26 protein-coding genes are annotated in these 26499 nt (G+C 68.1%); 18 read left to right on the forward strand and 8 right to left on the reverse strand.

Annotation, left to right across the window (positions count from 1 at the left end; genetic code table 11):
• The first annotated feature begins 23 nt into the window (after window positions 1–23).
• Complete coding sequence (locus MMG85_RS10985; protein WP_241046130.1) at window positions 24–899, forward strand: DMT family transporter; 876 nt, start codon at window positions 24–26, stop codon at window positions 897–899.
• Window positions 900–1151: 252 nt separating this feature from the next.
• On the opposite strand, the gene MMG85_RS10990 is transcribed toward MMG85_RS10985, so the two are convergent.
• Both MMG85_RS10990 and MMG85_RS10995 read right to left on the reverse strand, forming a co-directional pair.
• The gene (locus MMG85_RS10990) at window positions 1152–2063 is read right to left on the reverse strand and encodes a peptidylprolyl isomerase (RefSeq protein WP_241046081.1); all 912 of its coding nucleotides are present in this window, start codon (window positions 2061–2063) and stop codon (window positions 1152–1154) included.
• Window positions 2064–2130: 67 nt separating this feature from the next.
• Window positions 2131–3441: an MFS transporter gene (locus tag MMG85_RS10995; protein WP_055941545.1), complete on the reverse strand. Its 1311-nt coding sequence runs from the start codon at window positions 3439–3441 to the stop codon at window positions 2131–2133.
• A gap of 144 nt (window positions 3442–3585) precedes the next feature.
• Here MMG85_RS10995 and cyoA point away from each other — a divergent pair, with 144 nt between their 5' ends.
• From cyoA to MMG85_RS11050, 11 genes are all read left to right on the forward strand, one after another.
• On the forward strand, window positions 3586–4662 hold the full coding sequence (gene cyoA / locus MMG85_RS11000; RefSeq protein WP_241046082.1) for a ubiquinol oxidase subunit II: 1077 nt from the start codon (window positions 3586–3588) through the stop codon (window positions 4660–4662).
• Between the two features lie 42 nt (window positions 4663–4704).
• Window positions 4705–6744 (forward strand): cytochrome o ubiquinol oxidase subunit I, encoded by a 2040-nt coding sequence (gene cyoB / locus MMG85_RS11005; protein WP_241046083.1) that lies wholly within the window; start codon window positions 4705–4707, stop codon window positions 6742–6744.
• Window positions 6737–7369, forward strand: coding sequence for a cytochrome o ubiquinol oxidase subunit III (cyoC, locus tag MMG85_RS11010; protein ID WP_055941547.1), 633 nt, complete (start codon window positions 6737–6739; stop codon window positions 7367–7369). The genes cyoB and cyoC overlap by 8 nt, the downstream gene beginning before the upstream one ends.
• Complete coding sequence (gene cyoD, locus MMG85_RS11015; RefSeq protein WP_241046084.1) at window positions 7369–7770, forward strand: cytochrome o ubiquinol oxidase subunit IV; 402 nt, start codon at window positions 7369–7371, stop codon at window positions 7768–7770. Before cyoC ends, cyoD begins: the two co-directional genes overlap by 1 nt.
• Complete coding sequence (locus tag MMG85_RS11020) at window positions 7767–8564, forward strand: SURF1 family protein (protein ID WP_241046085.1); 798 nt, start codon at window positions 7767–7769, stop codon at window positions 8562–8564. Before cyoD ends, MMG85_RS11020 begins: the two co-directional genes overlap by 4 nt.
• Window positions 8512–9891, forward strand: coding sequence for an ATP-binding protein (locus MMG85_RS11025; RefSeq protein WP_241046086.1), 1380 nt, complete (start codon window positions 8512–8514; stop codon window positions 9889–9891). The genes MMG85_RS11020 and MMG85_RS11025 overlap by 53 nt, the downstream gene beginning before the upstream one ends.
• On the forward strand, window positions 9875–10417 hold the full coding sequence (locus tag MMG85_RS11030) for a response regulator transcription factor (RefSeq protein WP_241046087.1): 543 nt from the start codon (window positions 9875–9877) through the stop codon (window positions 10415–10417). Before MMG85_RS11025 ends, MMG85_RS11030 begins: the two co-directional genes overlap by 17 nt.
• A 255-nt stretch (window positions 10418–10672) precedes the next feature.
• Window positions 10673–11266: a hypothetical protein gene (locus MMG85_RS11035; RefSeq protein WP_241046088.1), complete on the forward strand. Its 594-nt coding sequence runs from the start codon at window positions 10673–10675 to the stop codon at window positions 11264–11266.
• Complete coding sequence (locus tag MMG85_RS11040) at window positions 11263–11904, forward strand: DUF2878 domain-containing protein (protein WP_241046089.1); 642 nt, start codon at window positions 11263–11265, stop codon at window positions 11902–11904. The genes MMG85_RS11035 and MMG85_RS11040 overlap by 4 nt, the downstream gene beginning before the upstream one ends.
• Window positions 11905–12034: 130 nt before the next feature.
• Window positions 12035–12400 (forward strand): PadR family transcriptional regulator, encoded by a 366-nt coding sequence (locus MMG85_RS11045; RefSeq protein WP_055941558.1) that lies wholly within the window; start codon window positions 12035–12037, stop codon window positions 12398–12400.
• Window positions 12397–13317, forward strand: a complete 921-nt coding sequence (locus MMG85_RS11050; protein WP_241046090.1) for a sensor domain-containing protein — start codon at window positions 12397–12399, stop codon at window positions 13315–13317. The genes MMG85_RS11045 and MMG85_RS11050 overlap by 4 nt, the downstream gene beginning before the upstream one ends.
• 134 nt (window positions 13318–13451) lie before the next feature.
• Here MMG85_RS11050 and phaZ read toward each other — a convergent pair whose 3' ends face one another.
• Both phaZ and MMG85_RS11060 read right to left on the reverse strand, forming a co-directional pair.
• On the reverse strand, window positions 13452–14699 hold the full coding sequence (gene phaZ, locus MMG85_RS11055) for a polyhydroxyalkanoate depolymerase (RefSeq protein WP_241046091.1): 1248 nt from the start codon (window positions 14697–14699) through the stop codon (window positions 13452–13454).
• Between the two features lie 80 nt (window positions 14700–14779).
• A complete protein-coding gene (locus MMG85_RS11060; RefSeq protein ID WP_241046092.1) occupies window positions 14780–15388 on the reverse strand; it encodes a class I SAM-dependent methyltransferase in 609 nt (202 codons plus the stop codon).
• A 240-nt stretch (window positions 15389–15628) separates the two neighbouring features.
• On the opposite strand from MMG85_RS11060, the gene MMG85_RS11065 reads away from it, so the two are divergent.
• Complete coding sequence (locus MMG85_RS11065; RefSeq protein ID WP_345778848.1) at window positions 15629–16060, forward strand: CopD family protein; 432 nt, start codon at window positions 15629–15631, stop codon at window positions 16058–16060.
• Window positions 16061–16229: 169 nt separating this feature from the next.
• Here MMG85_RS11065 and MMG85_RS11070 read toward each other — a convergent pair whose 3' ends face one another.
• Window positions 16230–17924 (reverse strand): alkaline phosphatase, encoded by a 1695-nt coding sequence (locus tag MMG85_RS11070; protein WP_241046093.1) that lies wholly within the window; start codon window positions 17922–17924, stop codon window positions 16230–16232.
• 139 nt (window positions 17925–18063) lie between these two features.
• On the opposite strand from MMG85_RS11070, the gene MMG85_RS11075 reads away from it, so the two are divergent.
• Window positions 18064–19341: a dicarboxylate/amino acid:cation symporter gene (locus tag MMG85_RS11075; protein ID WP_241046094.1), complete on the forward strand. Its 1278-nt coding sequence runs from the start codon at window positions 18064–18066 to the stop codon at window positions 19339–19341.
• 98 nt (window positions 19342–19439) lie between these two features.
• On the opposite strand, the gene MMG85_RS11080 is transcribed toward MMG85_RS11075, so the two are convergent.
• The 3 genes from MMG85_RS11080 to MMG85_RS11090 form a co-directional block, all read right to left on the reverse strand.
• Entirely contained in the window at window positions 19440–20291 is an 852-nt protein-coding gene (locus tag MMG85_RS11080; protein WP_241046095.1) for a bile acid:sodium symporter family protein, read from the reverse strand.
• 185 nt (window positions 20292–20476) lie between these two features.
• The gene (locus MMG85_RS11085; RefSeq protein ID WP_241046132.1) at window positions 20477–21085 is read right to left on the reverse strand and encodes a C40 family peptidase; all 609 of its coding nucleotides are present in this window, start codon (window positions 21083–21085) and stop codon (window positions 20477–20479) included.
• 290 nt (window positions 21086–21375) lie between these two features.
• Window positions 21376–21933 carry a C40 family peptidase gene (locus MMG85_RS11090; RefSeq protein WP_241046096.1) on the reverse strand — a complete coding sequence of 186 codons (558 nt, stop codon included), beginning with the start codon at window positions 21931–21933 and terminating at the stop codon, window positions 21376–21378.
• Between the two features lie 83 nt (window positions 21934–22016).
• On the opposite strand from MMG85_RS11090, the gene MMG85_RS11095 reads away from it, so the two are divergent.
• The 4 genes from MMG85_RS11095 (at window position 22017) to gorA (ending at window position 26483) form a co-directional block, all read left to right on the forward strand.
• Window positions 22017–22496: a peptidylprolyl isomerase gene (locus tag MMG85_RS11095; protein WP_142124432.1), complete on the forward strand. Its 480-nt coding sequence runs from the start codon at window positions 22017–22019 to the stop codon at window positions 22494–22496.
• Window positions 22497–22609: 113 nt separating this feature from the next.
• Window positions 22610–23857: a DUF418 domain-containing protein gene (locus MMG85_RS11100; protein WP_241046097.1), complete on the forward strand. Its 1248-nt coding sequence runs from the start codon at window positions 22610–22612 to the stop codon at window positions 23855–23857.
• On the forward strand, window positions 23854–25131 hold the full coding sequence (locus MMG85_RS11105; RefSeq protein WP_241046098.1) for an FAD-dependent oxidoreductase: 1278 nt from the start codon (window positions 23854–23856) through the stop codon (window positions 25129–25131). The genes MMG85_RS11100 and MMG85_RS11105 overlap by 4 nt, the downstream gene beginning before the upstream one ends.
• The gene (gene gorA, locus MMG85_RS11110) at window positions 25128–26483 is read left to right on the forward strand and encodes a glutathione-disulfide reductase (RefSeq protein WP_241046099.1); all 1356 of its coding nucleotides are present in this window, start codon (window positions 25128–25130) and stop codon (window positions 26481–26483) included. Before MMG85_RS11105 ends, gorA begins: the two co-directional genes overlap by 4 nt.
• Window positions 26484–26499 lie beyond the last annotated feature (16 nt).

Here is a 26499-nt window from a genome sequence, read left to right on the forward strand (position 1 = left end):
CCACGATGGCGCAGGGAGACAGCATGGCCGTGACGCCGCCGGTGGTGGCGCGCGACTGGCGCACGCCGCTGGAACTGCTGGTACTGGGCGCGATCTGGGGCAGCTCGTTCCTGTTCATGCGCATCGCCGCCAACCCGTTCGGCCCTTTCGCGCTGGTCGAGGTGCGGCTGGCGCTGGGCGCGCTGGTGCTGCTGCCGTTCCTGTGGCGCGAGCGCGCGCAGTTCAGCGCCGGCATGTGGCCGCGGCTGGCGTTGATCGGCGCGATCAATTCGGCCATCCCGTTCCTGCTGTTCGCGTGGGCGGCGCAGCGTTCGCCTGCCGCCATCGGGGCGATCTGCAACGCGATGACCGTGCTGTTCGCGGCGATGGTCGGCTTCCTGTTCTTCGGCCAGAAGATCGGCCTGCGCCGCTCGCTGGCGCTGCTGGTCGGCTTCGTCGGCGTGGTGGTGCTGGCGACCAGCAAGGCCGGCGGGCTGAGCGTGGGCGGTGCGGTCATCGCCGGCGCGACCGCGGCGCTGCTGTACGGCGTGGGCGTGAACCTGGTGCGCCGGCATCTGGCCGGCATCCCGCCCGCCGCCGCGGCGGCCGCCACGCTCAGCTGCGCGGCGTTGCTGGTGCTGCCGTTCGCGGCGACGCACTGGCCCGGCCATGCCATCGGCGCCGGGCCGTGGAGCGCCGCCATCGCCATCGGCGTGGTCTGCACCGGCTACGCGTTCCTGCTTTACTACCGGCTGATCCAGCGCATCGGTCCCGCCCGCGCCGCGACGGTGACCTACCTGGTGCCGTTGTTCGGCGCCGGCTTCGCCTGGCTGTTCCTCAACGAACCGGTCACGCCCGCGATGCTCGCCGCCGGCGCGCTGATCCTGGGCAGTGTGGCGGTGAGCCAGCGGGCGGCGTGAGCGTCAGCATCGCTTGCCTGTGGGAGCGACGTCAGTCGCGACCGCGGATCAGACGCTTTTTTTCGACACGGATCAGAGCGAAAGAAGCGGATCTGAAAGAAAGACCAGCGTTTCATCGAGAGCGAATAACGTCGGACGAGCGATCGCCCGATTTCTACCAATCCGCTTTTTTCGCTCTGATCCGTGTCGAAAGACTGCTCCGGCCTCGCGGTCGCGACTGACGTCGCTCCCACAAGAGAAGCGGTCAGCGCCTCAGCGCTTCGCCTCGCGTACCGGCAGCGGCACGTTGCACAGGTCGATGTGGCCGGCGGGGCGCACGTACCAGCCGTCGCGGCGGTTGCGGCGGGCTTCGGTGGCGGCGGCGAAGGTCTTCGAGTCGGTGCGCAGCACCTGCAGCGGCATGCGCTCGTTCTCCGGCACGTCACTGGCCAGACGGACGGCGGTGATAGGTGTGCGCTGCTCGGGCTTCTCGTAGAAGCCCATCGGCTCGGGGCCGCGCGGGATCGCGCTGAGCAGTTCGATGCCCTTCACCACGCGGCCGACCAGGGTGATGTTGCGGTCGAGCTGGCGCGGCGACTGGCCGGTGACAACGTAGAGTTCGCTGCCATTGCTGCTGTCAGGCGGGCCGCCACGGCCGGCGCCGAGCGCGCCGTAGCAGTGCGCCAGCCAGGCTTCGCCTGCCTTGGGGTCGCGCGCGGCGGGGAAGCCGTCGACGAAGCCCACTTCCGGCGCCCAGCCGTCGGCATCGGGCAGGCGGGTGAAGTTCAATCCTGCGGCCTTGCGTGCGAACTCCGCCGGCAACGTGGTCTTCGCCGTACCCAGCGATTTCGCCTTCGACGCGTCTTCCGCATCGGCATCGCCGAATTGCACGACGAAGTTGTCGTGCGAGCGGTAGATGCCCAAACCGTTCCAGAAGCCTTCGCGCGCCAGCGTGCGGATATTGGCCACGTGCTCGGGCGCGAACGCCGGCGCCAGTTCGATCACCACCCGACCACCGGGCACGTCCATGTACAGCGTGTTGGCCGGATCCAGCGTGCGCCAGTCCGCGTCGGGCGACGCGTCGAGGATCTCTTTGGATGTCAGCGGCTTCGGCGGTTCGGCCGCGTGGGCGACGGGCAGGGCGAGCAGGCAGGCGACCAGCAACGGGAGACGGCGCATCGGCATTCCAGGAGACGGGATGCCCGGATTGTAGTGCGCCACGCGTGCAGGCGGTGGTCGCCGGCGCGGAGGCTCAGCTCTTGTAGTTCTTCGCGCGGTTGATGCCCAGCGCGACCAGCGTGCCCAGCGCGCCGGACAGCAGGTAGGCGCCCAGCCACGACAGGCCGAAGTTGGCGCACAGGCCCAGCGCCACCAGCGGGGCGAAGCCGGCGCCGATCAGCCACGCCAGGTCGGAAGTCAACGCGGCGCCGGTGTAGCGGTAGCGGCGCCCGAAATTCGCGGTCACCGCGCCCGCGGCCTGGCCGTACGACAGGCCGAGCAGGGCGAAGCCGATCAGGATGAAGGCGCCCTGGCCGACCGGGCCGCCTTCCATCAACGTGGGCGCGAAGCCGCTGAACATCGCGATGCCCACCGCCAGCCCGCCCAGCGTGCGCGCACGGCCCACGCGGTCGGCGATCAAGCCCGAGGCCACGATCGCGCCGGCGGCGATGAAGGCGCCCAGGATCTGCACCAGCAGGAAGCTGACGATGGACTGCTGCGAGTACAGCAGGATCCACGACAGCGGGAAGATCGTCACGATGTGGAACAGCGCATAGCTGGCCAGCGCGGCGAACGCGCCGATCACCACATGCCGGCCCTTGGCCTGGAACAGCTCGCGGATCGGCGTGGGTTCCAGTTCCAGTTCGCCCATCTTGTCCTGGTATTCGTCGGCCACCACGATGCGCAGGCGCGCGAACAGCGCCACCACGTTGATGGCGAAGGCGACGAAGAACGGATAGCGCCAGCCCCACGTCAGCAGGTCGGCCTCTTCCAGGTTGGCGTACAGGAACGCGAACACGCCGGCAGCGACGATGAAACCCACCGGCGCGCCCAGCTGGCCCAGCATGGCGTACCAGCCGCGGCGCTCCTTCGGCGCGTTGAGCGCGAGCAGCGACGGCAGGCCGTCCCACGAACCGCCCAGCGCCAGGCCCTGCAGCACGCGCAGCAGGGCGAGCAGGACGATCGAGGCGGCACCCAGCGAAGCGTAACCCGGCAGGAAGGCGATGCCGGCCGTGGCCGTACCCAGCAGGAACAGCGCGACCGTCAGCTTGAGGCCGCGGCCCCAGCGCGCCTGGATCTTCATCGACAGCATGGTGCCGAACGGCCGCGCGACGAACGCCAGCGCGAACAGCGCGAACGACCACAGCGTGCCTTCCAGGCGGTCCACGAACGGGAAGAACACCGCCGGGAAGATCAACGCCGAGGCGATGCCGAAGACGAAGAAGTCGAAGTATTCGGAGGCGCGCCCGATCACCACGCCCACGGCGATTTCGCCCGGGGCGACATCCGCGTGCGCCTTGGTGCCGTGGTCGTGGGTGGAAGTCGTGGGGCTGGTGGACGCCATGGGGACGGGGCTGCCGGATCGGACCAGGGGAAGGGTACGCCCATAGGGTCGCAGACTGGCCCCGCGGTCGCGATAGGACAAAACGTCCAATACTCCGCCCCGCGCGGGCGCACTACATTGATCCCGATCAATCCGTAAGCGCCCATGTCCATGTCCCTCATGCGCAGAGCCCTGCAAGCCGTCGTGGCGATATCCGCCGCCGCCGTGCTGTCGGGCTGCAACCTGCAGGTCCTCAATCCCGCCGGCGACATCGCCGCCCGCCAGGGCAACCTGATCCTGGTGGCGACGGCGCTGATGCTGATCGTGATCGTCCCGGTGATCGCGCTTACGTTCTGGTTCGCCTGGCGCTACCGCGCGTCGAACACGCAGGCCACCTACAAGCCCGACTGGGACCATTCCACGCAGCTGGAACTGGTCATCTGGGGCGTGCCGCTGCTGATCATCATCGCGCTGGGCGCGGTGACATGGATCGGTACGCACCTGCTGGATCCGTACCGTCCGCTGGGCCGCATCGCCGAAGGTCGGCCGGTGCCCGCCGAGGTCAAGCCGCTGGAAGTGCAGGTGGTGGCGCTGGACTGGAAGTGGCTGTTCGTCTATCCGGAATACGGCGTCGCCTCGGTCAACCAGATGGCCGCGCCGGTCGATCGCCCGATCACCTTCCGCCTGACCTCGTCGTCGACGATGAACGCGTTCTACGTGCCGGCGCTGGCGGGCATGATCTACACGATGCCGGCGATGGAGACCAAGCTCCACGCGGTGATGAACAAGGAAGGCGACTACGAGGGTTTTTCGTCGCACTACAGCGGCGAAGGTTTCTCGCACATGCGCTTCCGTTTCCATGCGCTGTCCGATCAGGGCTTCGACCGCTGGATCGCGGAAGCCCGCGCCGGCGGCAAGGCGCTGAGCCGCGCCGAGTACCTGCAACTGGAAGTGCCCAGTGCCCGTGAGCCGTCGCGCCTGTATGCCTCCGTCGATCCGGGCCTGTTCGATGCCGTGGTCAATCGCTGCGTCGATACCGACCGCCTGTGCATGGACCAGATGATGGCCTACGACGCGATGGGCGGACGCGGGCTGGACAGCGCCGATCCGCTGCAGCGCCCGCGTCGCGGCAACCTTGCCGCCGGCGCCTTCGTCCGTTCCGATATCTGCACCGTCGAGACCGCGCAGGCCGCGACCCTGACATCGCCTGTTCCCACCGCTGGCGGCCTGAAGGCGCCCTGACGCGCCCCGCCGCCGCACAACTGGATTCACCGGATTCGCCCGATGGCTTTCGACACCAGCACCGTCACGCACTCTCCGATCACCGGTCGCCTGGCCTGGGATGCCATTCCCATGCTGCACGACCCGATCATCGCCGCGACCTTCATCGGCACCTGCATCGGCGGACTCGCGCTGGTCGCGGTGATCACGAAGTACAAGCTGTGGGGCTGGCTGTGGCGCGAGTGGTTTACCAGCATCGACCACAAGAAGATCGGCATCATGTACATGGTGCTGGGCCTGGTGATGCTGCTGCGCGGCTTCGCCGACGCCATCATGATGCGCCTGCACCAGGCGATGGCCTTCGGCGACAACATGGGCTACCTGCCGCCGCACCACTACGACCAGATCTTCACCGCGCATGGCGTGATCATGATCTTCTTCGTGGCCATGCCGCTGGTCACCGGCCTGATGAACTACCTGGTGCCGCTGCAGATCGGCGCGCGCGACGTGGCGTTCCCGTTCCTCAACAACTTCAGCTTCTGGATGACCACCGCCGGCGCGGCGCTGGTGATGCTGTCGCTGTTCCTGGGCGAATTCTCGACGTCGGGCTGGCTGGCGCTGTCCAACCTGGGCAACCAGGATCCCGGCGTCGGACTGGACTACTACATCTGGGCGCTGCAGATCGCCGGCGTCGGTACGTTGTTGTCGGGCGTCAATCTGCTGGTGACCATCCTGAAGATGCGCGCGCCCGGCATGGGCATGATGAAGATGCCGGTGTTCACCTGGACGGCGCTGTGCACCAACGTGCTGATCGTGGTGTCGTTCCCGGTGCTGACGGCGGTGCTGGCGCTGATGACGCTGGACCGCTATGTGGGCACCAACTTCTTCACCACCGACCTTGGCGGCAACGCCATGCTGTACGTCAACCTGATCTGGATCTGGGGCCACCCGGAGGTCTACATCCTGATCCTGCCGCTGTTCGGCGTGTTCTCCGAGATCGTGTCCACGTACTCGGGCAAGCGCCTGTTCGGCTACTCGTCGATGGTGTACGCCACGGTCTGCATCACCGTGCTGTCCTACCTGGTGTGGCTGCACCACTTCTTCACCATGGGCTCGGGTGCCAGCGTCAACTCGTTCTTCGGCATCACCACGATGATCATCTCGATCCCGACCGGCGCGAAGATCTTCAACTGGCTGTTCACCATGTACCGCGGCCGCATCCGCTTCGAGGTGCCGATGCTGTGGACGATGGGCTTCATGGTGACCTTCGTGGTGGGCGGCATGACCGGCGTGCTGCTGGCGGTGCCGCCGGCGGACTTCGTGCTGCACAACTCGCTGTTCCTGGTCGCCCACTTCCACAACGTCATCATCGGCGGCGTGGTGTTCGGCCTGTTCGCGGCGATGACGCACTGGTTCCCCAAGGCGTTCGGCTTCAGGCTCGACGACTTCTGGGGCAAGGTCTCGTTCTGGTTCTGGCTGGCCGGCTACTGGTTCGCGTTCACCCCGCTGTACGTACTGGGCCTGATGGGCGTGACGCGGCGCATGAGCCACTTCGAGGATCCGTCGCTGCAGATCTGGTTCCAGATCGCCGCCTTCGGCGCGGTCCTGGTCGCCATCGGCATCGCCGCGTTCCTGTACTGCATCTACATCAGCTTCCGCCGCCGCGAGCAGCTGCGCGACCACACCGGCGATCCGTGGGGCGGCCGCACGCTGGAGTGGTCCACGTCCTCGCCGCCGCCGGACTACAACTTCGCCTTCACCCCGGTCGTGCACGACACCGATGCGTGGACGGACATGAAGCAGCGCGGTTTCCAGCGCCCGCGAGAGGGATTCAAGGCGATCCACATGCCGCGCAACACCGGCGCCGGCGTGATCCTGTCCGCGCTGAGCACCGCATGCGGTTTCGCGCTGATCTGGCATGTCTGGTGGCTGGCGGGCGTGTCGCTGCTGGCGACGATCGTCTACGCGATCTGGCACAGCTTCGACCGCGACCGCGACTACTACATCCCGGCCGACGAGGTCGCCCGCACCGAGCAGGCGCGCACCGGACAGCTGGAAAGCGCACTCCTGAACCAAGGCCTTGCGAAGCACGCCCATGTCTGAGTCCATCGCCCTGAACCGACCCGACGGCTCGCCGGTGTTCCTGGACACCGAGGGCAGGCACCATCCCGAGAACGGCACGCTGCTGGGCTTCTGGATCTACCTGCTCAGCGACCTGATGATCTTCGGCAGCCTGTTCGCCACCTTCGGGGTGTTCTCGGGCAGCTATGCCGCCGGTCCGTCCGGCCGCGACCTGTTCTTCCCCAACCTGCACCTGATCGCGATCAACACCGCGATCCTGCTGGTCTCGTCGATCACCTACGGCTTCGCCATGCTGGCGATGCTCAAGCGCAACGCCCGCGGCACGATCGGCTGGCTGCTGGTCACCGGCGCGCTGGGTCTGGCGTTCCTGTCGATCGAGGTCTACGAGTTCCACCACCTGATCCACATCGGCGCGGGCCCGCAGCGCAGCGCGTTCCTGTCGGCGTTCTTCACGCTGGTCGGCACGCACGGCCTGCACGTGCTGTTCGGCGTCATCTGGCTGGTCGTGCTGTGCGTACAGGTGCGCAAGTGGGGCCTGAACCGGACTACCACGCGCCGCATCGCCTGCCTGTCGATGTTCTGGCATTTCCTCGACGTCGTCTGGATCGGCGTCTTCACCTTCGTCTACCTGATGGGCGTGCAGTGATGGGTCATCCTTCTTCCCCCTCCGACCACGACGACTTCCTCGAGGACGGCATTCCGCACGTCAGCATGAAGGAGTACGTGACCGGCTTCGTGCTGTCGGTCGTGCTGACCGCCATCCCGTTCTGGCTGGTGATGGCCAAGGTGCTGCCGACGCCCGCGATCACCACGCTGGTGATCCTGGGCTTCGCGATGGTCCAGGTGGTCGTGCACATGGTCTATTTCCTGCACATGAATCCGAAGTCGGAAGGCGGCTGGAACCTGTTCGCGCTGATCTTCACCGCCGTGCTGCTGGTGATCGTGCTGATCGGCACGCTGTGGGTCATGCACAACATGAACACCAACATGATGCCGGGCACGCACGACATGCATGAGATGCAGGACGCGGTCCAGAGCCTGCCGTGACCGCGCCGGTGACCGCCGCACCGGTTCCGCCAGCCGCGCCGCGCAGGCGGTGGCGGTTCGCGTTCGCCGCGTTGCTGACGGTCGCCTTCTGCGGATTCATCGCCCTCGGGGTGTGGCAGTTGCAGCGGATGGCGTGGAAGCACGACCTGATCGCGCGCGTCGATGCCCGTATCCATGCGGCGGCCATGCCGGCGCCGGCGCGTACGCAATGGTCCGCCATCAATGAGGCGGACGACAGCTATCGACGCGTGTCGGTGACCGGCCGCTTCGTGCCCGACGGCGCGACGCGCACGCAGGCGGTCACCGAACTCGGCGGTGGCTTCTGGCTGCTGCAACCGCTGCGTACCGAGGCGGGCGACTACGTGCTGGTGAACCGCGGCTTCGTGCCGGCCGGCGGTACCGCGTCGCCCGCGCCGGAGGGCCGGGTGGTGGTGGAAGGGCTGCTGCGCATGAGCGAACCCGAAGGCGGTTTCCTGCGCCGCAATGCGCCGCAACAGGACCGCTGGTATTCGCGCGACGTGGCCGCGATCGCGCGCAGGCACGGGCTGCCCGCCGAACGCGTCGCGCCGTTCTTCGTCGATGCCGACCGCGACCCGGCCGTGCGCGAGTGGCCACGTGGCGGCATGACGGTGGTGAAGTTCCGCGATCCGCACCTGTCCTATGCGCTGACCTGGTTCGGCATGGCGTTGCTGACGCTGGTGGGTGGCGGGCTGCTGGTCGCGTCGGAGCGTCGATTGCGCCATGATCGGCGCCCCGGCCGCCCCTCGGACCCGCATGTACTTCCGCCAGGCTGATCCTGCCGACGACTCCGACCGCGCCGCCTTGCGCCTCGACGGCTCGCACGACCGCGCCGGCGTGCGCAACCTGCAGCAGCTGATCCAGCTGCGCTGGATCGCGGTGGTCGGGCAGGTGGCGACGATCCTGGTGGTGCAGTACGGCATCGGCATCGCCCTGCCGCTGGCGCCGATGTTCGCCGTGCTCGCCGCACTGGTGCTGTTCAACCTGGCCAGCCTGGCCTGGTGCCGGCGCCACGCGCAGGTCTCGCATGCCGCCTTGCTGGTCGGCCTGCTGGTGGACGTGGCCTCGCTGACCATCCAGCTGTACCTGTCCGGCGGCATCGGCAATCCGTTCGTGTTCCTGTTCCTGCTGCAGGTGGTGATCGGCACCGTGCTGCTGCGCTCGCCCGGCAGTTGGGTGATCGCGGCGGCGGCGGCGCTGTGCGTGGTCGGACTGGCCGCCGTGCCGGCGCCGCTCAAGCTGGCGGTGGAACCGGCGCGCGGACTGGCCGACCACTACGTGCAGGGACTGCTGGTGTGCTTCCTGCTGATCGCCGGCCTGCTGGTGGTGTTCATCACCCGCATCGGCGGCATCCTGCGCGAGCGCGACGCGCGCCTGGCCGAGCTGCGCCAGCGGGCGGTCGAGGAAGAGCACATCGTGCGCATGGGTCTGCTGGCGTCGGGCGCCGCGCATGAACTGGGCACGCCGCTGTCCACGCTGTCGGTGATCCTGGGCGACTGGCGGCATCTGCCCACCATGGCCTCCGATGGCGAACTGCACAACGACGTGCTGGAAATGCAGGCGCAGGTGGCGCGCTGCAAGTCCATCGTCACCAACATCCTGATGTCGGCGGGCGAAACGCGCGCCGAAGCGCCCACCGAGACCAGGCTGCACGCGCTGTTCGACGAACTGGCGCATGAATGGGAACACGCGCGCAATCCTCCGCGTTTCGACTACCGCAACCAGAGCGGCTTCGATCCCCGTATCGTCACCGATGCCGGTCTGCGGCAGATGGTGTTCAACGTGCTGGACAACGCGCTGGAAGCCTCGCCGGACTGGGTCGCCATGGACGTGCGCTGCGTCGACGACACGGTGGTGGTGGACGTCTCCGACGCCGGTCCCGGCTTCGAGCCTGGCATCCTGCAGCGGCTCGGCACGCCGTACAACAGCAGCAAGGGACGGCCGGGCGGTGGCCTGGGCCTGTTCCTGTCGGTCAATGTGGCGCGCACGCTGGGCGGGCGGTTGCAGGCGAGGAACCGGCCGCAGGGCGGCGCGGTGGTGACGCTGACGCTGCCGCTGGCGGCGATCGCGATCGAGGAGAACGGTGATGACGACCAAGAGTGAGCGCCGGTTGCTGATCGTCGAGGACGATGCGGCCTTCGCGCGCACGCTGGTGCGCTCGTTTGAACGGCGCGGCTACCAGGTGCACCATCTGGCCTGCGAGGAGGGCATGCCGGCACTGCTGGAGGCGTTCGCGCCGACCCATGCGGTGGTCGACCTGAAACTCGCCGGGGGCGCATCCGGCCTGTCCAGCGTGAAGCATCTGCACGCCTTCGATCCGGAGATGGTCATCATCGTGCTGACCGGTTACGCCAGCATCGCCACCGCAGTGGAGGCCATCAAGCTGGGCGCGCGCCATTACCTGGCCAAGCCGTCGAACACCGACGACATCGAAGCCGCCTTCCAGCGCGCCGCCGGCGATGCCGACGTGGAACTGACCGCGCGCACCACGTCGATCAAGACGCTGGAGTGGGAGCACATCCACGAAGCGCTGGCGGCCAGCGACTTCAACATCTCCGAGGCCGCGCGCCGTCTGGGACTGCACCGGCGCACGCTGGCGCGCAAGCTCGAAAAGCGGCGGGTCAAGTAGCCGCGCCCGTTCCGGCGTGGCCAGGTCTTCGCTGCTCCATCTCCCTCACGTCGCCTGCACACGCCTGTCTACGCGCGCCGCCGTCCATCGGGTCGGCGGCGTTGAAGCCGCGTGTCGCTGCATCCGGTATCGATCGCCCGGCGTAGGCCCTGTCGTCCCGTGCCGCACGCGCCGCGGGGCGAACGCACGGCAGGTCCCGCGCGTCCCGTGTTGAAGGTTCTTCCCCTGGGCACTTACCTCACAGGAACAGACACCATGAAAACGCTTCGACTCTCCGGCTTCCTCCTCGCCATCGGCCTGCTGCCGTTGGCCGCATCCGCCGCCCCCACGGTCAACACGCTCGGCGGCGATACGCGGGTGCAGCTGTCGCCCGACCTCACCGGCGCCCTCACGTCGCTGGGCGTGTCGGTGAAGGCTTCTTATCCGGCCCGCCTGCGCGGTGCCAGCGCGACGTTTCCCATTCCGGGCGGCGAACTTGACCTGGGCAGCCTGAAGGGCGAGGTCGATCATGCCGGTGGCCTGACGCTGCGCGCGGGCGCCACCGAGGTCAACCTCAGCAGTTACACCATCGACACCACCGGCACTGCACCGGTGCTCACCGGACTGGTGAAGCTCAACGACAGCGTGCTCGGGCGCCTGCCGCTGTTCGACATCACCCTGGTCGGCGCGCCGGTAGTGCGCGGCCGGCACGCACGCGTCGGGTCGGTGCAACTGGACAACGCGCAGCTCACGCTCAACGGCGACGCCGCCGAGGCGTTGAACGCGGTGTTCAACGTGTCGGCCTTTCAGGCCGGCCTGCCGGTCGGTACCGCGCGCGTGCACACCTACTTCTACGAGCCGGCGCCTTGAGCCGCAACGCCGAACCTGCGCACCGGAGGACCTCGTCCTCCGGTGCGTCGTCCTCGCAGGCGGTGCCGCCCGTCAGTGGTTGGCGAACGCTGGTCAACGTGCTGGGCAACCAGGCGGTCTGGTTCGTGGCCGTCATCGCGGCCGGGCAGGGGCGCGCTTTGCCCGGCGTGCTGGCGGCGGCGGTGTTCGTCCTGTCGCAACTGTGGCTGGTGTCGCGACGAACGGATGAAATCCGCCTGGTCGGACTGGCCATCCTGTGCGGCGTGGTGGTGGACGGCGTGGCTTCGGCGCAGGGTTGGGTGGTCTATCGCGCCGCTTCTTTCGGCGATCTGGTCGCGCCGCCCTGGATCCTGGCGCTGTGGGCCTCGCTGGCGGTCACGCTCAACAGCGCCATGCGTGCATTGCAGTCGCGCCTGTGGCTGGGGGCGCTGCTGGGTGGCGTCGGCGGGCCGCTGGCGTATCTCGCGGCCGCACGCGGCTGGGAGGCGGCGCAGTTCGCCGCGCCGGCGTGGCATGGCATGGCCTGGCTCGCGGTGGCGTGGGCCATCGCGCTGCCGGCGCTGCTATGGGTGGCGCGCACCTGGGCAAGGCGCGCGACATCGGCCGCGCCCGGCGACGGCCGCGTTACCGCGTCCTGAGGGCGCATTGCCGATCAACCTGCCGGCACGCTGCAGCGGCCGGGCAGGGATGACTACTGGCACATTCGCTATATCAAAGTTCGCAATAGCATCGTCTCCAACCTAGCGGGGGTCCCGCGGAGGGGGAACGATGAACGAACCTGACATCCATCTGAAGAAGTTCCAGAAAGAGCTCAGCGCCGGCACCGTGTCGCTGGCCTTGCTGGCAGTCTTGGCCCGTGCCGGTGAGCCACTGTACGGCTACCTGATCGCCAAGCAGCTCGAACGCGTCGGCGACGGCGTGCTCAGCGGCAAGCAGAGCGCGCTGTACCCGGTGCTGCGCAATCTCGAAGGCGGCGGCTTGCTGGACAGCTTCGTCGAGCCCTCGGTCGCCGGACCGCCGCGCCGCTACTACCGCATCACCGAGCCAGGGCGCCAGACCCTGCAGTCCTGGGCCGCCGCCTGGCGCGCCACCCGCGATTCCGTCGATTCCGTGCTTGAGGGGATTCCTGCATGAACACCACCACCGCTGCGGGCAGCCGCCTGCCCACCACCATTCCCGAATACCTCGACCAGTTGCGCGCCGCCCTGGCCGGTGCCGACAAGGCCATGGTGCAGGACGCCGTCTACGACGCCGAGGAATACCTGCGCTCTGAGCTGGCCGAGAACCCCGGCCGCTCGGAAGCCGAGGTGATCGCCTCGGTCGCCGGCAGCTACGGTGCGCCGGAAGAAGTCGCCGACATCTACCGCGAAACCGAGGTCACCGTCGCCAAGGCCCTGCGCCCGCCCGTTCCGCCCAAGCGCAAGTCGCTGCTCGGTCGGTTCTTCGGCGTGGCCGCCGATCCGCGCACCTACGGCGCGCTGTTCTACATGCTGCTGTCGCTGGCCACCGGCACGTTCTACTTCACCTGGGTCGTCACCGGCGCCAGCCTGTCGATCGGCCTGCTGATCCTGATCATCGGCATTCCGCTGCTGCTGTTGTTCCTGATGTCGGTGCGCCTGCTGTCGCTGGTGGAGGGGCGCGTGGTGGAAGTGCTGCTCGGCGAACGCATGCCGCGCCGGCCGCTGTACACGCAGCGCGACAAGCCCTGGCTGACGCGGTTGAAGGAACTGTTCACCGATGGACGCACCTGGACGGCGACGCTGTACCTGCTGCTGATGCACCCGCTGGGCATCCTGTACTTCTCGGTCGCCATCACGCTGCTGGCGCTGTCGCTGGGACTGATCGCCGCACCGGTGGCGTACTTCCTGCCGTTCGACTACGTGATGAACTTCGGCGACTGGAACTTGGTCAACGATGCGCCCTGGCTGCTGCCGGTGGCCTCGCTGGCGGGCGTGGTGCTGCTGTTCGCCACGCTGCACCTGGCCCGCTTCACCGGCCTGTTCCATGGCTGGTTGGCCAAGCACCTGCTGGTGCGCACCCCGGTAGTCTGAAGACGCGAGGTGGGAGCGACGTAAGTCGCGGAGCTTTTGCAGGAACGCCGCATCCATACCGGCACAAGAAAAGGCCGCCTCTCCGGGCGGCCTTTTCGTTCGCGACTGACGTCGCTCCCACAGGAGGCGATGCGTCAGCCGGCGTACTTGGCGATGAAGTCGCGTACCTGCGGGTAGACTTTCTCGCGCCAGCGGCGGCCGCTGAAGATGCCGTAGTGGCCCGCGCCTTCGACGGTGAGGTGCTGGTGGTGCGCCTTGGCGATGCCGGTGCACAGGTCGTGCGCGGCGGCGGTCTGGCCCTGGCCCGAGATGTCGTCGAGTTCGCCTTCGATGCTCATCAGCGCGGTCTTCCTGATCGCCGCCGGCTTGACCAGTTCGCCATTGACCTTCCACTGGCCACGCGGCAGCAGGAATTCCTGGAACACCGTGCGGATCGTGTCCAGGTAGTACTCGGCCGGCATGTCGAGCACGGCGTTGTACTCGTCGTAGAACTTGCGGTGCGATTCGGCATCCTGCAGGTCGCCCTTCACCAGGTCGGCGTAGAAATCCCAGTGCGACATGAAATGGCGGCTGGGATTCATGGCGATGAAGCCGGCATGCTGCAGGAAGCCCGGATACACGCGGCGGCCTTCGCCCGGGTAGGGCGAGGGCACGGTATGGATCACGTTGTTCTCGAACCACGACAGCGGATTGCGCGTGGCCAGGCTGTTGACTTCGGTGGGGCTGCTGCGCGCATCGATCGGCCCGCCCATCATCACCAGCGAACGCGGCGTGGCTTCGCCGCGCGCGGCCATCAGCGACACCGCCGCCAGTACCGGCACCGTCGGCTGGCAGACGCTGATCACGTGCAGCTTCTCGGCGCCGATGTGGCGGATGAAGTCCTCCACGTAGGCGACATAGTCGTCCAGGCCGAAGGCGCCTTCCGACGCGGGCACCATGCGTGCGTCCACCCAGTCGGTCACGTAGACCTTGTGGTCGCGCAGCAGCGTGCGCACGGTGTCGCGCAGCAGGGTGGCATGGTGGCCGGACAGCGGCGCCACCACCAGCACGACCGGATCGTCCTTCAACGTGGTGATCGTCTCGGCATCGTCGGTGTAGCGCTTGAAGCGCAGCAGCCGGCAGAATGGCTTCTTGACGATCTCCTGCTCCACGACCGGAACGGTGCGGCCTTCGACCTCGACTTCGTGGATCTCCCACGCCGGCTTCTCGTAGTCCTTGCCGATGCGGTGGATCAGTTCGTTGCCGGCGGCGATGCGCTCGGCGCCCGGCACGTTGGACAACCAACTGCTCGGTGCGGAGAACATGCGTGCGTTCGCTTCGGCCATGTAGGCCAGCGGCGCCATCCATGCGCGTCCGAGTTCATGCAGTTGGTACAGGGTCATGGCGGTTCGGAATCCCGGTTTTGGTGCACGGTGCTGCGCCGCAGCATACCGTAAAGCCGGTGCCGCCGCGCGCGGCCTGTTCAGGTTATCGGCCGATAATCCGCCGCCTCCAGTACCGCGACATCGCCGGCCAGGCGCGGCCCCAGCCAGCAATGGTTGCCGATGGACTGGAAGCCCTCGCGGTTGAAAGCCTGCCGGTACCAGGCCGCCCTGCGCGGCTGGAAACCGTCGTGGTCGCCCTCGAAGTCGTCCTCCTTGGCGAAGGTCTCCAGGAACGCCACGCCACCGCATAGCTCGGCCAGCCCGGGCAGGCCGCGTTTCAGCTCCCGCGTCGGCAGGTAGTGCAGCACGTCCGAACACACCAGAAGATCCACCGGCGCGCACGGGCGCAGGTACTGGAAATCCTCGAAGCGCGCGTGGTGCAGGTTGCGCGTGCGTCCGAACCGCCTGACCGCGTACTCGCTGCTGTCGAAGCCCAGGTACTGCAGCTTCGGCCGCAGCTTCAGCAGCGGCGCGCGCCAGGCGCCCTCGCCGCAGCCGATGTCCAGCACCGTGCGGATCGGCCGCTCCAGGTGGTACTCGGCCACCGCGACGGCCAGCGCCACCTTGCGCGCGAGGCGCGGTGCGCCGCCGATGTCGCCGTCGCGATACCAGCGCTGGAAGTAGTCGGCGTCGTAGTGTTTGGTCATAAGGCACACAAGAATCGGGGATAGGGGAGAGTGAGGCAGAAGGCTTTCGCTCGTCATCCCAGCGCCCGCTGGGATCCATTCTGCTGTTGCTCTTTCTGACCCGCATAGCGACAGCAGGATCAAGATGGGTTCCAGCTTACGCTGGAACGACGGTCCTTCTGCCCTCCGCTGTGTTGGACAGCCCTGACGGCGGTAGCGGAGAATCCCGCCTCATCCTTCCAAGCGACGGAGCCGGCCAGCGTGGACAAAGCCAGCCTCTACCTGTGGGTCAAGACCTTCCATCTCGTCTTCGTCATGGCCTGGATGGCGACGGTGTTCTACCTGCCGCGCATCCTGGTCAACCTGGCCGAGACCACGGGGCAGACCGACGTGCAGGCACGCCTGCAATTGATGGGGCGCCGGCTGTATGGCTTCGGTCACACGATGTTCGGCATCGCGGTGATCCTGGGCGGCGTGCTGTGGTTCCACTTCGGCATCAGCGGCGGCTGGCTGCACGCCAAGCTGACGCTGGTTGCGCTGATGCTGGCGCACTACATCGTCGCCGGCCGCTGGCTGAAGGGTGTGGCGAAAGGGAGATCGCTGCCTTCGCCGACCGCGCTGCGCTGGTTCAACGAGTTGCCGCTGTTCGCCTTGATCGCGGTGGTGTGGCTGGTATTGGCGAAGCCGTTCTGAGGCCATCCCGTTTGCGCGGGGCGGGGCGCGGTGCTGGCGAAGCCGTTCCGGGTCAGCCTGGCCGACAACCGCAGGAGGGCCCCAGGGGCGCGATGCGTTGGGTTGGGATCGTCGGAAAAGCATCGCGGGCATGGCCCGCTCCTACGGGGGTCTTCCTGACCCCGCGGGGTCACTTCTTCTCGAAGTCCACCGGCTTCGGCAGTTCCACCGGCACGCCATTCGCGTCGCACGTGCCTGCGGCGCACAAGCTTGCGCGCAGCTTGGGGGTGGCCTGCACAATGACGTGGTAGATGGCGTTCTGCTCCAGCGTGCCGCGGAAGGCGTCGCTGCCGGGGCCGATGGCCCAGATGCCGACGTCTTCGCCGCCGTGCGATTCGGACTTCAGCGGCACCAGGGCTTCCTGCAGGTAGTCCGGGTGTTCGGTATCGACCTGGCTCAGGTCGGGGCGGCCTTCCGACGGTTCGACGCTGCTGGGCGCATGCAGGAAATGTTTCGGGCCGGCCGGCTGGCGGTTGCTCGCGCCGGTGTACCCGGGGCCGTTGGCGTAGGTCAGCGTGGTGAAGGTCAGGCCGGTCTGGTCGCGGGCGAACTCGCCCGGCGAGTCGTCCTCGCTGCCCTGGCCGCGCACCTTGCCGAGGATCGGATTGCCGCGCACCGGGTAGCCGACGAAGTTCAGCGTGTGCGAATGGTCCGCCGTGACCAGGATCAGCGTGTCCTCGCGCGAGGTCGCCTCCACCGCGGCCTGCACGGCGTCCGACATCGCCACGGTCTCGTCCAGCGCGCGGTAGGCGTTGCCGTAGTGGTTGGCATGGTCGATGCGCGCGCCTTCCACCATCAGGACGAAGCCCTCCGGCTTGCGCGACAGCGTGCGGATCGCGGCGCGCGTGAGATCGGCGAGCGAGGGCTCGCCGAGTTCGTCCTTGCGGCGGTCGTGCTCAAACTGCATGTGGTCGTATTCGAACAGGCCCAGCAACTGCGGCGCGTCGGCAGACGCCTTCAGCTGCTGCGTGTTGGTGACGTAGGCGCCCTGCGGATGCGCCTGCTGCCACTCGGCAACGAGGTTGCGGCCGTCCAGGCGCTGGCCGACCTTGTCTTCTTCTTCCGGATCGCGCACGTCGACCGGCAGGAACTCGCCGCGTCCGCCCCCCAGCGCCACGGTGGGCCCGTGGCCGAAGCGCGCGGCGGCCAGCAGCTGCTGCGCGATGTCCTTGCAGCCGGCCTCGATGGCCTCCGGCGGCAGGTCGGTGTCGTTCTCCCAGTCGCGATGCGAGACATGCGCGTACATCGCCGCCGGCGTCGCGTGGGTGATGCGCGCGGTGGTGACGATGCCGGTGGCCAGGCCCGCGCTGTCGGCCAGCGCCAGCCAGCCGAGCAGGTCCTTGCTGCCGTCGGGCGTGCATTCGCCCTTGTGGCCGGCGGACACGCCGATGGCGCCCATGTGCGACTTCACGCCGCTGGCGATGGCGGTCATGGTGCCGGCGGAGTCGGGCGTCTGCGAATCGGTGTTGTAGGTCTTGCTGAAGGCGGTGTGCGGGAAGTGTTCCCAGCTCAGCAGGTTCTCTTCGCCCGGCGCGCCCTTGCGCTGGCCTTCGAAGATGCGCGCGGCGGCCACCGTGGTCAGGCTCATGCCATCACCGAGGAAGACGATGACGTTCTTCGCCTTGCCCTGCATCGCGCCGTTGGCGGCGGCCTTCGCCGCACCATTCCGATACCACCATTGCGGCGTTTCGCCCTGGGGATGCGCGACCGGCGCGACGTCGACATGGAACGTGGCGGCCGGCGAGGGCGACGTGCTGGCGCAGCCCGCCAATGCGGTGAGCAGGGTCATGCCGGCGAGCGGCGATACGAGTGAACGCAGGAGCATGGCGAACCGGGATATGACGGACGCGCCATTATGACGCCCGCGCAGTGTCCTGTTCATGACACCCGGCATTCCGCGTGGAGGGTCGCTGCATGCAAGGGCTTGGGCTAAGGTGGCGCGTCCACTCCTGTGAGTCGTCCGGATGAAGCTGGTCTCGGCCTGGTTGAAGATCCCGTTCTGGCAGCGCGTCGTCGCCGGCTTCGTGCTGGGTGCGCTGGCGGGCTGGCTGATGGGCCCGGCCGCGGGCGTCTGGCTCAAGCCGCTGGGCGACCTGTACGTCACGCTGATCAAGATGATCGCGGTGCCGCTGGTGTTCTTCGCGGTGATCAATGCGGTGTCGAGCCTGCACGGGCAGAAGTCGGTGGCGGCGCTTGGCGGGCGCACCTTCCTCTGGTTCGCCATCACCGCGGCGCTGGCGGTGTGCGTGGGCCTGGCGGTGGGCTGGATCGTGCAGCCCGGCAAGGGGCTCACCGGCCTGATGTCGGCGCCGGATTATCAGGTGCGCGAAGTCCCGACGCCGGTGCAGGTGCTGCTGGACATCGTGCCGGCCAATCCGTTCAAGGCGCTGACCGAAGGCAAGATCCTGCAGGTCATCTTCTTCGCCGGCCTGCTGGGTTTCGCGCTGGTCAAGCTGGGCGAGCGCAGCGCCGGCCTGCGCAAGCTGGCGGGCGAGGCCAGCGACACCATGGTGCAGGTCACCCGCTTCGTGCTGGAAATGACCCCGATCGGCACGTTCGGCCTGATCGGCAGCCTGGTCGGCACGTACGGATTCGAGAAGCTGCTGCCGCTGGGCAGCTACATCGGCGCGCTGTATGTCGCGTGCGCGCTGCATATCGTGGTGGTGTACGGCAGCCTGCTGCTGGCGCATGGCCTGAATCCGTGGAAGTTCTTCCGCGGCGCCGCGCCGGGCATGCAGGTGGCGTTCGCCAGTTCCTCCAGTTTCGCATCCATGCCGGTGGCCTTGCGCAGCGTCACCCACAACCTGGGCGTGGACAAGGACTATGCCGCGTTCGCGGTGCCGCTGGGCGCCAGCATCAAGATGGACGGCTGCGGCGCGATCTATCCGGCGCTCACCTCGATCTTCGTGGCGCAGTACTTCGGTCTGGACCTGTCGGTCAACCAGTACTTCCTCATCCTGCTGGCGTCGGTGCTGGGCAGCTTCGGCACCGCCGGCGTGCCGGGCACGGCGACGGTGATGGTCACGGTGGTGCTGAGCGCCGCCAACCTGCCGCTGGAGGGCATCGGCCTGCTGGTGGCGATCGACCGCATCCTCGACATGATGCGCACGATGACCAACGTCACCGGCCAGATGCTGGTACCGGTGCTGGTGGCGAAGGAGACCGGGCTGCTGGATCGGCAGGTCTACGAGGCCGCGTCGACCAACGTGGGGCTGGGCGAGAGCGAGCCGCGCGCGGGCTGAGGTTTCGGTGCCTGTGTGGGAGCGACGTCAGTCGCGAACGGACAGTCCGGCGCCTTCATCGCGACTGACGTCGCTCCCACCGGAGGCGGCGTCGCAGGCTAGGCGAGGGCGTCCTTGTCGCGCGACACCCACCACGCGAACACCGCCGCGGTGACGAACATCAGCAGGCTGTAGACCGCCGCCGGCACCGAGATGGTGGGGTTCTGCAGCACGTTGAGCGCGATGAAGATCGCCAGCGTGCCGTTGTGGATGCCGATCTCCATGGCGATGGCGATGGCCTGCTTCTTCGGCAACTGCAGGGCCAGCGGCGCCGCATAGCCGGCCCCCATGCTGGCCAGGTTGAACAGCAGGCAGGCCAGGCCGACGATGGCGAAGTAGGTGGTCAGGGTCTTCCATTCCTGCGCGACCGCCGCGACCACCAGCAACGCCAGCACCAGCACGGAGAGCAGGCGGATGGGCTTCTCCGCACGCGCGGCGAAGCCGGGCGCCTTCGCCCGCAGCAGCATGCCGATGGCCACCGGCAGCAGGATGATGGCGGCCACTTCGACCACTTTCTTGGTCGGCGGCGGGACGTACTGGCCGGCGCCGAGGAAGTACTCCAGCGACAGGTTGAGGATCACCGGCAGCGTCAGCAGGCACAGCAGGCTGTTGATCGCGGTGAGCGTGATGTTCAGCGCCACGTCGCCGCGGGCGAGATGGCTGTAGATGTTGGCGGTGGCGCCACCGGGCGAGGCCGCCAGCAGCATCAGGCCCACCGCCAGTTCGGCAGGCAGGCCAAAGAGCAGTGCCAGGCCGAACGCGACCCAGGGCAGCACCAGCGTCTGCAGCGCCAGGCCGATCAGCACCGCGCGTGGATAGCGCGCGACGCGACGGAAATCGTCGAGCGTCAGTCCCAGCCCCAGCCCCAGCATGATGATGCCCAGGGCCAACGGCAGCAGCAGATTGGTCAACAGTGAAGCCTGCATCGCGTACGACTCCCCTTCGGCGCAACGGACAGGTGGTGCGCGTTGAACAGCGCATCTGTTGGAGGATGGCGGCTAGGCGGTGTCCGGTGCAAGTTGCGGCGCACCGCGATGGCCGGAAAGCATGAAGGCCGCACTGGGCGGCCTTCTGCTCGTGTTCGACAGATGTGGCGTTACATCGCGACGCGGCGGCCGCTCAGGTAGCGGTTGGCCCAGTAGCCGGTGAGCAGGCTGTCCACGCGCACGTCCTTGCCGCGACTGGGCGAATGCAGGAAGCGACCTTCGCCCACGTAGATGCCCACGTGGTTCACCCGGCCCTTCAGGCCGAAGAACACCAGGTCGCCCTGGCGCAGCTCCTCGCGGGCGGCGACCAGCTCGGCATCGGCTTTGCTGGCCATGTCGCGGGAGACGCGCGGCAGTTCGATGCCCAGCGCGGTGCGGAACACGTAACCGACCAGTCCGCTGCAGTCGAAGCCGCTGTCGGGCGAGGTGCCGCCCCAGCGGTAAGGCGTGCCCATCAAGGCGAGCGCGCGCTGCAGCACCATGTTGACCTTACCCCCCTGCTGTTCCTGGGCGACCACGCCTTCCTTGCTCAGGTCGTAGGCGGCCAGCAGCTTGCTGATGTCGCCGGCGACCATGGCGGAGCGATCGACCAGCGGCAGCGTGTCGCTGGCGGCGAGCCGCGGCAGCAGCGCGGAGAGCGTGGCGGTGGCGGCTTCGGCCGCCTTTTCCTTGACGCTGGTGATGACGGGTTTGGCGGCCGCCGTGGCCGGGCTGGCCACATCCGGCGATGCCGGTGTTGACGCCGCGTCGACGTCGGCGGGGGCACTCTGTGCCTGCGCCACGGACGCCAGGGCGCACAGGCCGAAGCTCAAGAGAACGTGGGAAACCCGCCGCGGCAGGCGGAGGGTGGCGGCAGGCTGGCCTGTTGGCAGGTCGTCGTCGGTCGTCACGCGCGGGAAGGGTTTAACAAGTCAGGGGCGATAATGCCGGCTGATCGGCCTGATTTGGTTCATAAATCGTTATTTATTCGTTAAGCGTGAACGTTCCGCGTCACAGACTTGACCGATTCCTAACGAAGGACGCGTTTGGCGCCGCTGTAGTGGTCCCGCCAGTAGGGGCCGTCCAGGTGGTCGAGCCGCACCGTCCCCCCGGTGCTGGGTGCATGCACGAACCGCCCCTCGCCCACATAGATGCCCACATGGGTGACGTTGCCTTTCTTGCCGAAGAACACCAGGTCGGCGGGCGCCAGGCGGCGGGGCTCGATCTTCGGGCCCTGCACCTGCGCCAGTTCCCGCGAGGTGCGTGGCAGGCGCAGGTCCAGCATGTCCCGGTACACGTAGGTCACCAGGCCGCTGCAGTCGAAGCCGGATTCCGGCGTGTTGCCGCCATAGCGGTAAGGCGTGCCGACCAGACCGATGGCGCGCATCAGCACCGACGTGGCGGCGGCCGGATCGTCGGCCTGCACCATCGGCCACGCGTGCCGGTCGGGCGGCGGCGATGGCTTGCGGGCCTGGGGCTTGGAACCGCCACAGCCGGCCAGCACCAGCAGTCCCGCGCAGAGCAGGGCGGTGGCCCGCGGCCGAAGTGGCGCGGGCGTGGGCAAGCCGGGATAATGTCGGGCCTTCATCGCGGCGCATCTTCGCCGCATTCCCTTGCGGCCGACAAGCCGCTCCTGTCCTGCCCGCCGGCAGGCCCCGTCCAGAGTCCCGCATGAAAATCGCAAAAGACAGCGTCGTCCGTTTCCACTACACCGTGTCCGAAGCCGGCCAGGAGCCGATCGAAAGCTCGAAGGACCGTGAGCCGCTGGCGATCCTGATCGGCCACGGCAACATCATCCCGGGGCTGGAAAACGCCATGCAGGACCGCGAAGCCGGCGAGAGCTTCGGCGTGGACGTAGCGGCGGCCGATGCCTACGGCGAGCGTCGCGACGGCCTGAGCCAGCGTGTGCCCAAGAAGCACTTCGGCAACCAGCGCCTGGTGCCGGGCCAGCAGGTGGTGCTGCAGACCAACTTCGGCCCGCGCGCGGTGACCATCCAGAAGGTGGGCATGAGCGTGGTGGACGTGGACCTCAACCATCCGATGGCCGGCAAGGACCTGCACTTCGACGTGGAAATCGTGGAAGTGCGCGAAGCCAGCGCGGAAGAGCTCGAACACGGCCACGTGCACGGCGACGGTGGCCACCACCACTGAGTCGCGCGTCATCGCGTGATCCGGACGGCCCGCGCAAGCGGGCCGTTTCTTTTGGCAGGCAGGATGGGGTGCCGCGCATGGTCTAATCGCGGGGACCACATCAGGGGAAGGGAATGACGGCGACGAACACGGAGAGCCTGGCACCGATCGCGGCGGCCGAGCGCATCGAGGCGATGGACGTACTGCGCGGCTTCGCGCTGCTGGGCATCCTACTGATGAACCTGGAAGGGTTCGTGGGGCCGGTGATGGCGTCGGGCACCGGGCTGGACCCCCGGCTCACCGGCATCGACCGCACCGTCGACCTGCTGGTCTACGTGCTGGTGCAGGGCAAGTTCTACACCCTGTTCTCGCTGCTGTTCGGCATGGGCTTCGCGGTGATGTCGCAACGCGCCGAGCAGGCGAACCGGCCGTTCGCCGGCGTGTACTGGCGACGCGGGCTGCTGCTGCTGGCCTTCGGCGTGACCCATGCGCTCTTCATCTGGGCCGGCGACGTGCTGATGATGTATGCGCTGTGCTCGTTCCTGCTGCTCGCATTCCGGCCGCTGCCGACCCGCTGGTTCGTCTGGCTGGGGCTGGCCGCGTACGTCATGCCGATCGGCTTCATGCTGCTGATGGGCGCCATGGGCTCGCTGCTGGCCGGCACCGAAGGCTGGGACAAGGCCATGGCGCAGATCGGCGTGCAGATGCAGACGCTGATCGAGAGCGAGCGGACCGCCTACGGCAGCGGCAGCTACGCCGAAGCCACCTGGCAGCGGCTGAAGAGCACCGGCATGGCGCTCAGCAACATCACCATGTTCGGTTTCATCGTGTTCGGCATGTTCCTGATCGGCGCCTGGTTCGTGCGCAGCGGGGCGATTGCGCGGCCGCGCGAATTCCCGCGGCTGTACGCCGCCTTGCGCTGGGCCGCTCTGCCGCTCGGCCTGCTGGCGATGCTGGGCTCGGTGGCGCTGGCGCCGACGATGGATTTCGCCACCTTCAACCTGCGCGTGTCGTCGGCGTTCACCCTGCAGATGATCGCCAACCTGCTGATGTGCCTGGGCTACGTGGCGTGGGTGATGCGTGCGCTGGGTTCTCCGGCCTGGCAGCGGCCGCTGGGCTGGCTGGCGCCGGCCGGACGCATGGCGCTGACCAATTACCTGATGCAGTCGCTGGTCTGCACGTGGATCTTCTACGGCTACGGACTGGGCTATTTCGAACAGCTGCCGCGTGCCTGGCAGCCGCTGTTCGCGCTGGCGCTGTTCGGCCTGCAGGTGCTGCTGAGCCGCTGGTGGCTGTCGCGGTTCCGCTTCGGTCCGATGGAGTGGCTGTGGCGCTCGCTGACCTACCTGAAGCCGCAGCCGCTGCGGCTGCGGGCGGGATGACGCCGACTGGCGGGAATGGCGCGGTGAAATCCCCCCACGACGATGTCCTCATCCTCGGCGGCGGCGCCATCGGACTGGCGACCGCGCTGGCGTTGCTGGACGCCGGCCGCGGCGTGCGGGTGATGGACGCGGGGGCGGTCGGTGGTGGTGCCTCGCACGGCAACTGCGGCACCATCACGCCCAGCCACGCACCGCCGCTGGCAGCGCCGGGTGTGGTGGCGCAGGCGCTGCGCTGGATGTTCACGCCGGATGCGCCGCTGTACCTCAAGCCCCGCGTCGATCCCGCCCTGTGGCACTGGCTGCTGCGGTTCGCCGCGCGCTGCAATGCGCGCGACTGGCGAACAAGCACGCAGGCGCGGTCGGCGCTGCTCAACGATGCACGCCCACGGCTTGCGGACTGGGTGGGGCGATATGACCTGGCCTGCGAGTTCGAGGAGGAAGGTCTCGACTACGTGTTCCGCGATCCGCGCAAGTTCCAGCAGTACGTGGACGAGGCGGCGATGCTGGCGGAGTTCGGCATCGCCACCGAGGTGTTCGACGGCGCCGCGTACGAGCGCGACGAGCCGGCCATGCTGCCCGGCGTCACCGGCGCGATCCGCTTCCCCGGTGACGCGCGCCTGCGTCCGGATCGTTACGTGGCCGAACTGGCGCGCGTGGTGCGCGAGCGTGGTGGCCTGATCGAAGAGCAGTGCCGTGTGGACCGGCTGGACACCACGAAGACCGGCGTGCGGTTGACGACATCGCAGGGCACGCGCGAAGGGCGCGAGGCGGTGATCGCGCTGGGCGCGTGGACGCCTGCTTTCGTCCGCACGCTGGGGCTGAAGGCGCCGATCCAGCCGGGCAAGGGCTACTCGATCACCTATTCGCGTCCGGCCCTGGTGCCGCGCCGTCCGATGGTGCTGAAGGACCGCTCCGTGTGCGTGACGGTCTGGGACAGCGGCTTCCGGCTGGGCAGCACGATGGAGTTCTCCGGCCATGACGATACGCTCAACGAAACGCGGCTGTCGGCGCTCGAGCGCGGCGCGCGCGAGTTCCTGCGCGAACCCGTCGGAGCCGAGGTCCACGAGCGCTGGTGCGGCTGGCGGCCTATGACCTGGGACGACCTGCCGCTGCTCGGGCGCGCACCACGCCATGAGCATGTCTGGCTGGCGGCCGGCCACGGCATGCTGGGTATCAGCATGAGCAGTGCGACCGGCCAGTTGATGGCCGATTTGATGACGGGCCGCACGCCGGCCTTCGACCCTACGCCTTACCGACCGGAGCGATTCGCATGAAACCACACGCTTTCGACCTGATCGTGATCGGCGGCGGATCGGGCGGCCTGGCCGGCGCCTTCCGCGCGGCTTCGTACGGCGCCAGGGTCGCGTTGCTGGAACCGAAGGAACTCGGTGGCACCTGCGTCAACGTCGGCTGCGTGCCGAAGAAGGCGATGTGGCTGGCCGCCGATCTGTCGCAACGGATCGCGATGGCGTCCACGCTCGGCTTCGACACCTCGCCACCGACGCTGGACTGGAAGGAATTCATCGTCCATCGCCAGCGCTACATCGCCGGCATCCACGCCAGCTATATGAAACGGCTGGACGAGAGCGGCGTGGTGCTGATGCCCTGCCGTGGCCGTCTTCTGGATGCGAACACCGTGGTCAATGCCGATGGCGTGCAACTCGGCGCGAGGCACGTGCTGATCGCCACCGGTGGCCATCCGGTGCGCCCCGACATCCCGGGTGCCGAACTGGGCAAGGTCTCGGACGATTTCTTCAGCCTGTGCGCCGCGCCTGCGCGGGTGGCGATCATCGGCGGCGGCTACGTGGCCGTGGAACTGGCTGGCGTGCTGCAGGCGCTGGGCAGCCAGGTGGACGTGTTCGTCCGCGGGCAGCGCCTGCTGGACGGCTTTGACACGCAGATCACCGACGAACTGGCCGCGGACATGCGCCAGCATGGCGTGCGCCTGCATTTCGGGCACGCGGTGGCGGCGCTCGAGCGCGCCCCTGATGAGGGCGTGGTGGTGCTGGCCGAAGACGGCACGCGCACCGCGCGCTTCGACACGGTGATCTTCGCGACCGGTCGCCGTGCGTCGACACGCGACATGGGCCTGGAGGCGGCGGGCGTTGCCCTCGATGCGCGCGGCTTCGTGCAGGTGGACGCGCGCCAGGACACCAACATCGCCGGGATCCATGCGGTGGGCGACGTCACTGGCCAGGCGGCGCTGACGCCGGTCGCCATCGCGGCGGCGCGGCGGCTCATGGATCGGTTGTTCGGCGGCCAGCCCGACGCGCGGATGGACTATGCGCAGATCCCGACCGTGGTGTTCTCGCACCCGCCGGTGGGACAGGTGGGCCTGACCGAGGCCGAGGCGCGTGCACAGCATGGAGACGCGGTGACGGTGCTGACCACGCGCTTCCGGCCGATGCTGCACGCATTGGCCGACTCGCCGCAGCGCAGCCTGTTCAAGCTGGTCTGCGTGGGCGAGGACAAGCGCGTCGTCGGTCTGCACCTGCTGGGCGAGGGCGCGGACGAGATGCTGCAGGGTTTCGCGGTGGCGTTGAAGAAGGGCATCACCCTGGCCGACCTGCACGACACCGTCGCCCTCCATCCCACCAGCGCCGAGGAAGTCGTGCTGATGCGCTGAGCCGGACCTGCCGGAG

It is taken from the genome of Pseudoxanthomonas sp. LH2527 (genome assembly GCF_022539275.1).
In the GTDB taxonomy this organism is placed as follows: Bacteria; Pseudomonadota; Gammaproteobacteria; order Xanthomonadales; family Xanthomonadaceae; genus Pseudoxanthomonas_A.

What these genes read in the sequence shown, in the direction of transcription:
- MMG85_RS10985 (WP_241046130.1), top strand. Translation starts at nt 24, where the DNA reads ATGGCCGTGACGCCGCCGGTGGTGGCGCGCGACTGGCGCACGCCGCTG.
- MMG85_RS10990 (WP_241046081.1), bottom strand. Translation starts at nt 2,063, where the DNA reads ATGCCGATGCGCCGTCTCCCGTTGCTGGTCGCCTGCCTGCTCGCCCTG.
- MMG85_RS10995 (WP_055941545.1), bottom strand. Translation starts at nt 3,441, where the DNA reads ATGGCGTCCACCAGCCCCACGACTTCCACCCACGACCACGGCACCAAG.
- cyoA (WP_241046082.1), top strand. Translation starts at nt 3,586, where the DNA reads ATGTCCATGTCCCTCATGCGCAGAGCCCTGCAAGCCGTCGTGGCGATA.
- cyoB (WP_241046083.1), top strand. Translation starts at nt 4,705, where the DNA reads ATGGCTTTCGACACCAGCACCGTCACGCACTCTCCGATCACCGGTCGC.
- cyoC (WP_055941547.1), top strand. Translation starts at nt 6,737, where the DNA reads ATGTCTGAGTCCATCGCCCTGAACCGACCCGACGGCTCGCCGGTGTTC.
- cyoD (WP_241046084.1), top strand. Translation starts at nt 7,369, where the DNA reads ATGGGTCATCCTTCTTCCCCCTCCGACCACGACGACTTCCTCGAGGAC.
- MMG85_RS11025 (WP_241046086.1), top strand. Translation starts at nt 8,512, where the DNA reads ATGATCGGCGCCCCGGCCGCCCCTCGGACCCGCATGTACTTCCGCCAG.
- MMG85_RS11030 (WP_241046087.1), top strand. Translation starts at nt 9,875, where the DNA reads ATGACGACCAAGAGTGAGCGCCGGTTGCTGATCGTCGAGGACGATGCG.
- MMG85_RS11035 (WP_241046088.1), top strand. Translation starts at nt 10,673, where the DNA reads ATGAAAACGCTTCGACTCTCCGGCTTCCTCCTCGCCATCGGCCTGCTG.
- MMG85_RS11045 (WP_055941558.1), top strand. Translation starts at nt 12,035, where the DNA reads ATGAACGAACCTGACATCCATCTGAAGAAGTTCCAGAAAGAGCTCAGC.
- MMG85_RS11050 (WP_241046090.1), top strand. Translation starts at nt 12,397, where the DNA reads ATGAACACCACCACCGCTGCGGGCAGCCGCCTGCCCACCACCATTCCC.
- phaZ (WP_241046091.1), bottom strand. Translation starts at nt 14,699, where the DNA reads ATGACCCTGTACCAACTGCATGAACTCGGACGCGCATGGATGGCGCCG.
- MMG85_RS11060 (WP_241046092.1), bottom strand. Translation starts at nt 15,388, where the DNA reads ATGACCAAACACTACGACGCCGACTACTTCCAGCGCTGGTATCGCGAC.
- MMG85_RS11070 (WP_241046093.1), bottom strand. Translation starts at nt 17,924, where the DNA reads ATGCTCCTGCGTTCACTCGTATCGCCGCTCGCCGGCATGACCCTGCTC.
- MMG85_RS11075 (WP_241046094.1), top strand. Translation starts at nt 18,064, where the DNA reads ATGAAGCTGGTCTCGGCCTGGTTGAAGATCCCGTTCTGGCAGCGCGTC.
- MMG85_RS11090 (WP_241046096.1), bottom strand. Translation starts at nt 21,933, where the DNA reads ATGAAGGCCCGACATTATCCCGGCTTGCCCACGCCCGCGCCACTTCGG.
- MMG85_RS11095 (WP_142124432.1), top strand. Translation starts at nt 22,017, where the DNA reads ATGAAAATCGCAAAAGACAGCGTCGTCCGTTTCCACTACACCGTGTCC.
- MMG85_RS11100 (WP_241046097.1), top strand. Translation starts at nt 22,610, where the DNA reads ATGACGGCGACGAACACGGAGAGCCTGGCACCGATCGCGGCGGCCGAG.
- MMG85_RS11105 (WP_241046098.1), top strand. Translation starts at nt 23,854, where the DNA reads ATGACGCCGACTGGCGGGAATGGCGCGGTGAAATCCCCCCACGACGAT.
- gorA (WP_241046099.1), top strand. Translation starts at nt 25,128, where the DNA reads ATGAAACCACACGCTTTCGACCTGATCGTGATCGGCGGCGGATCGGGC.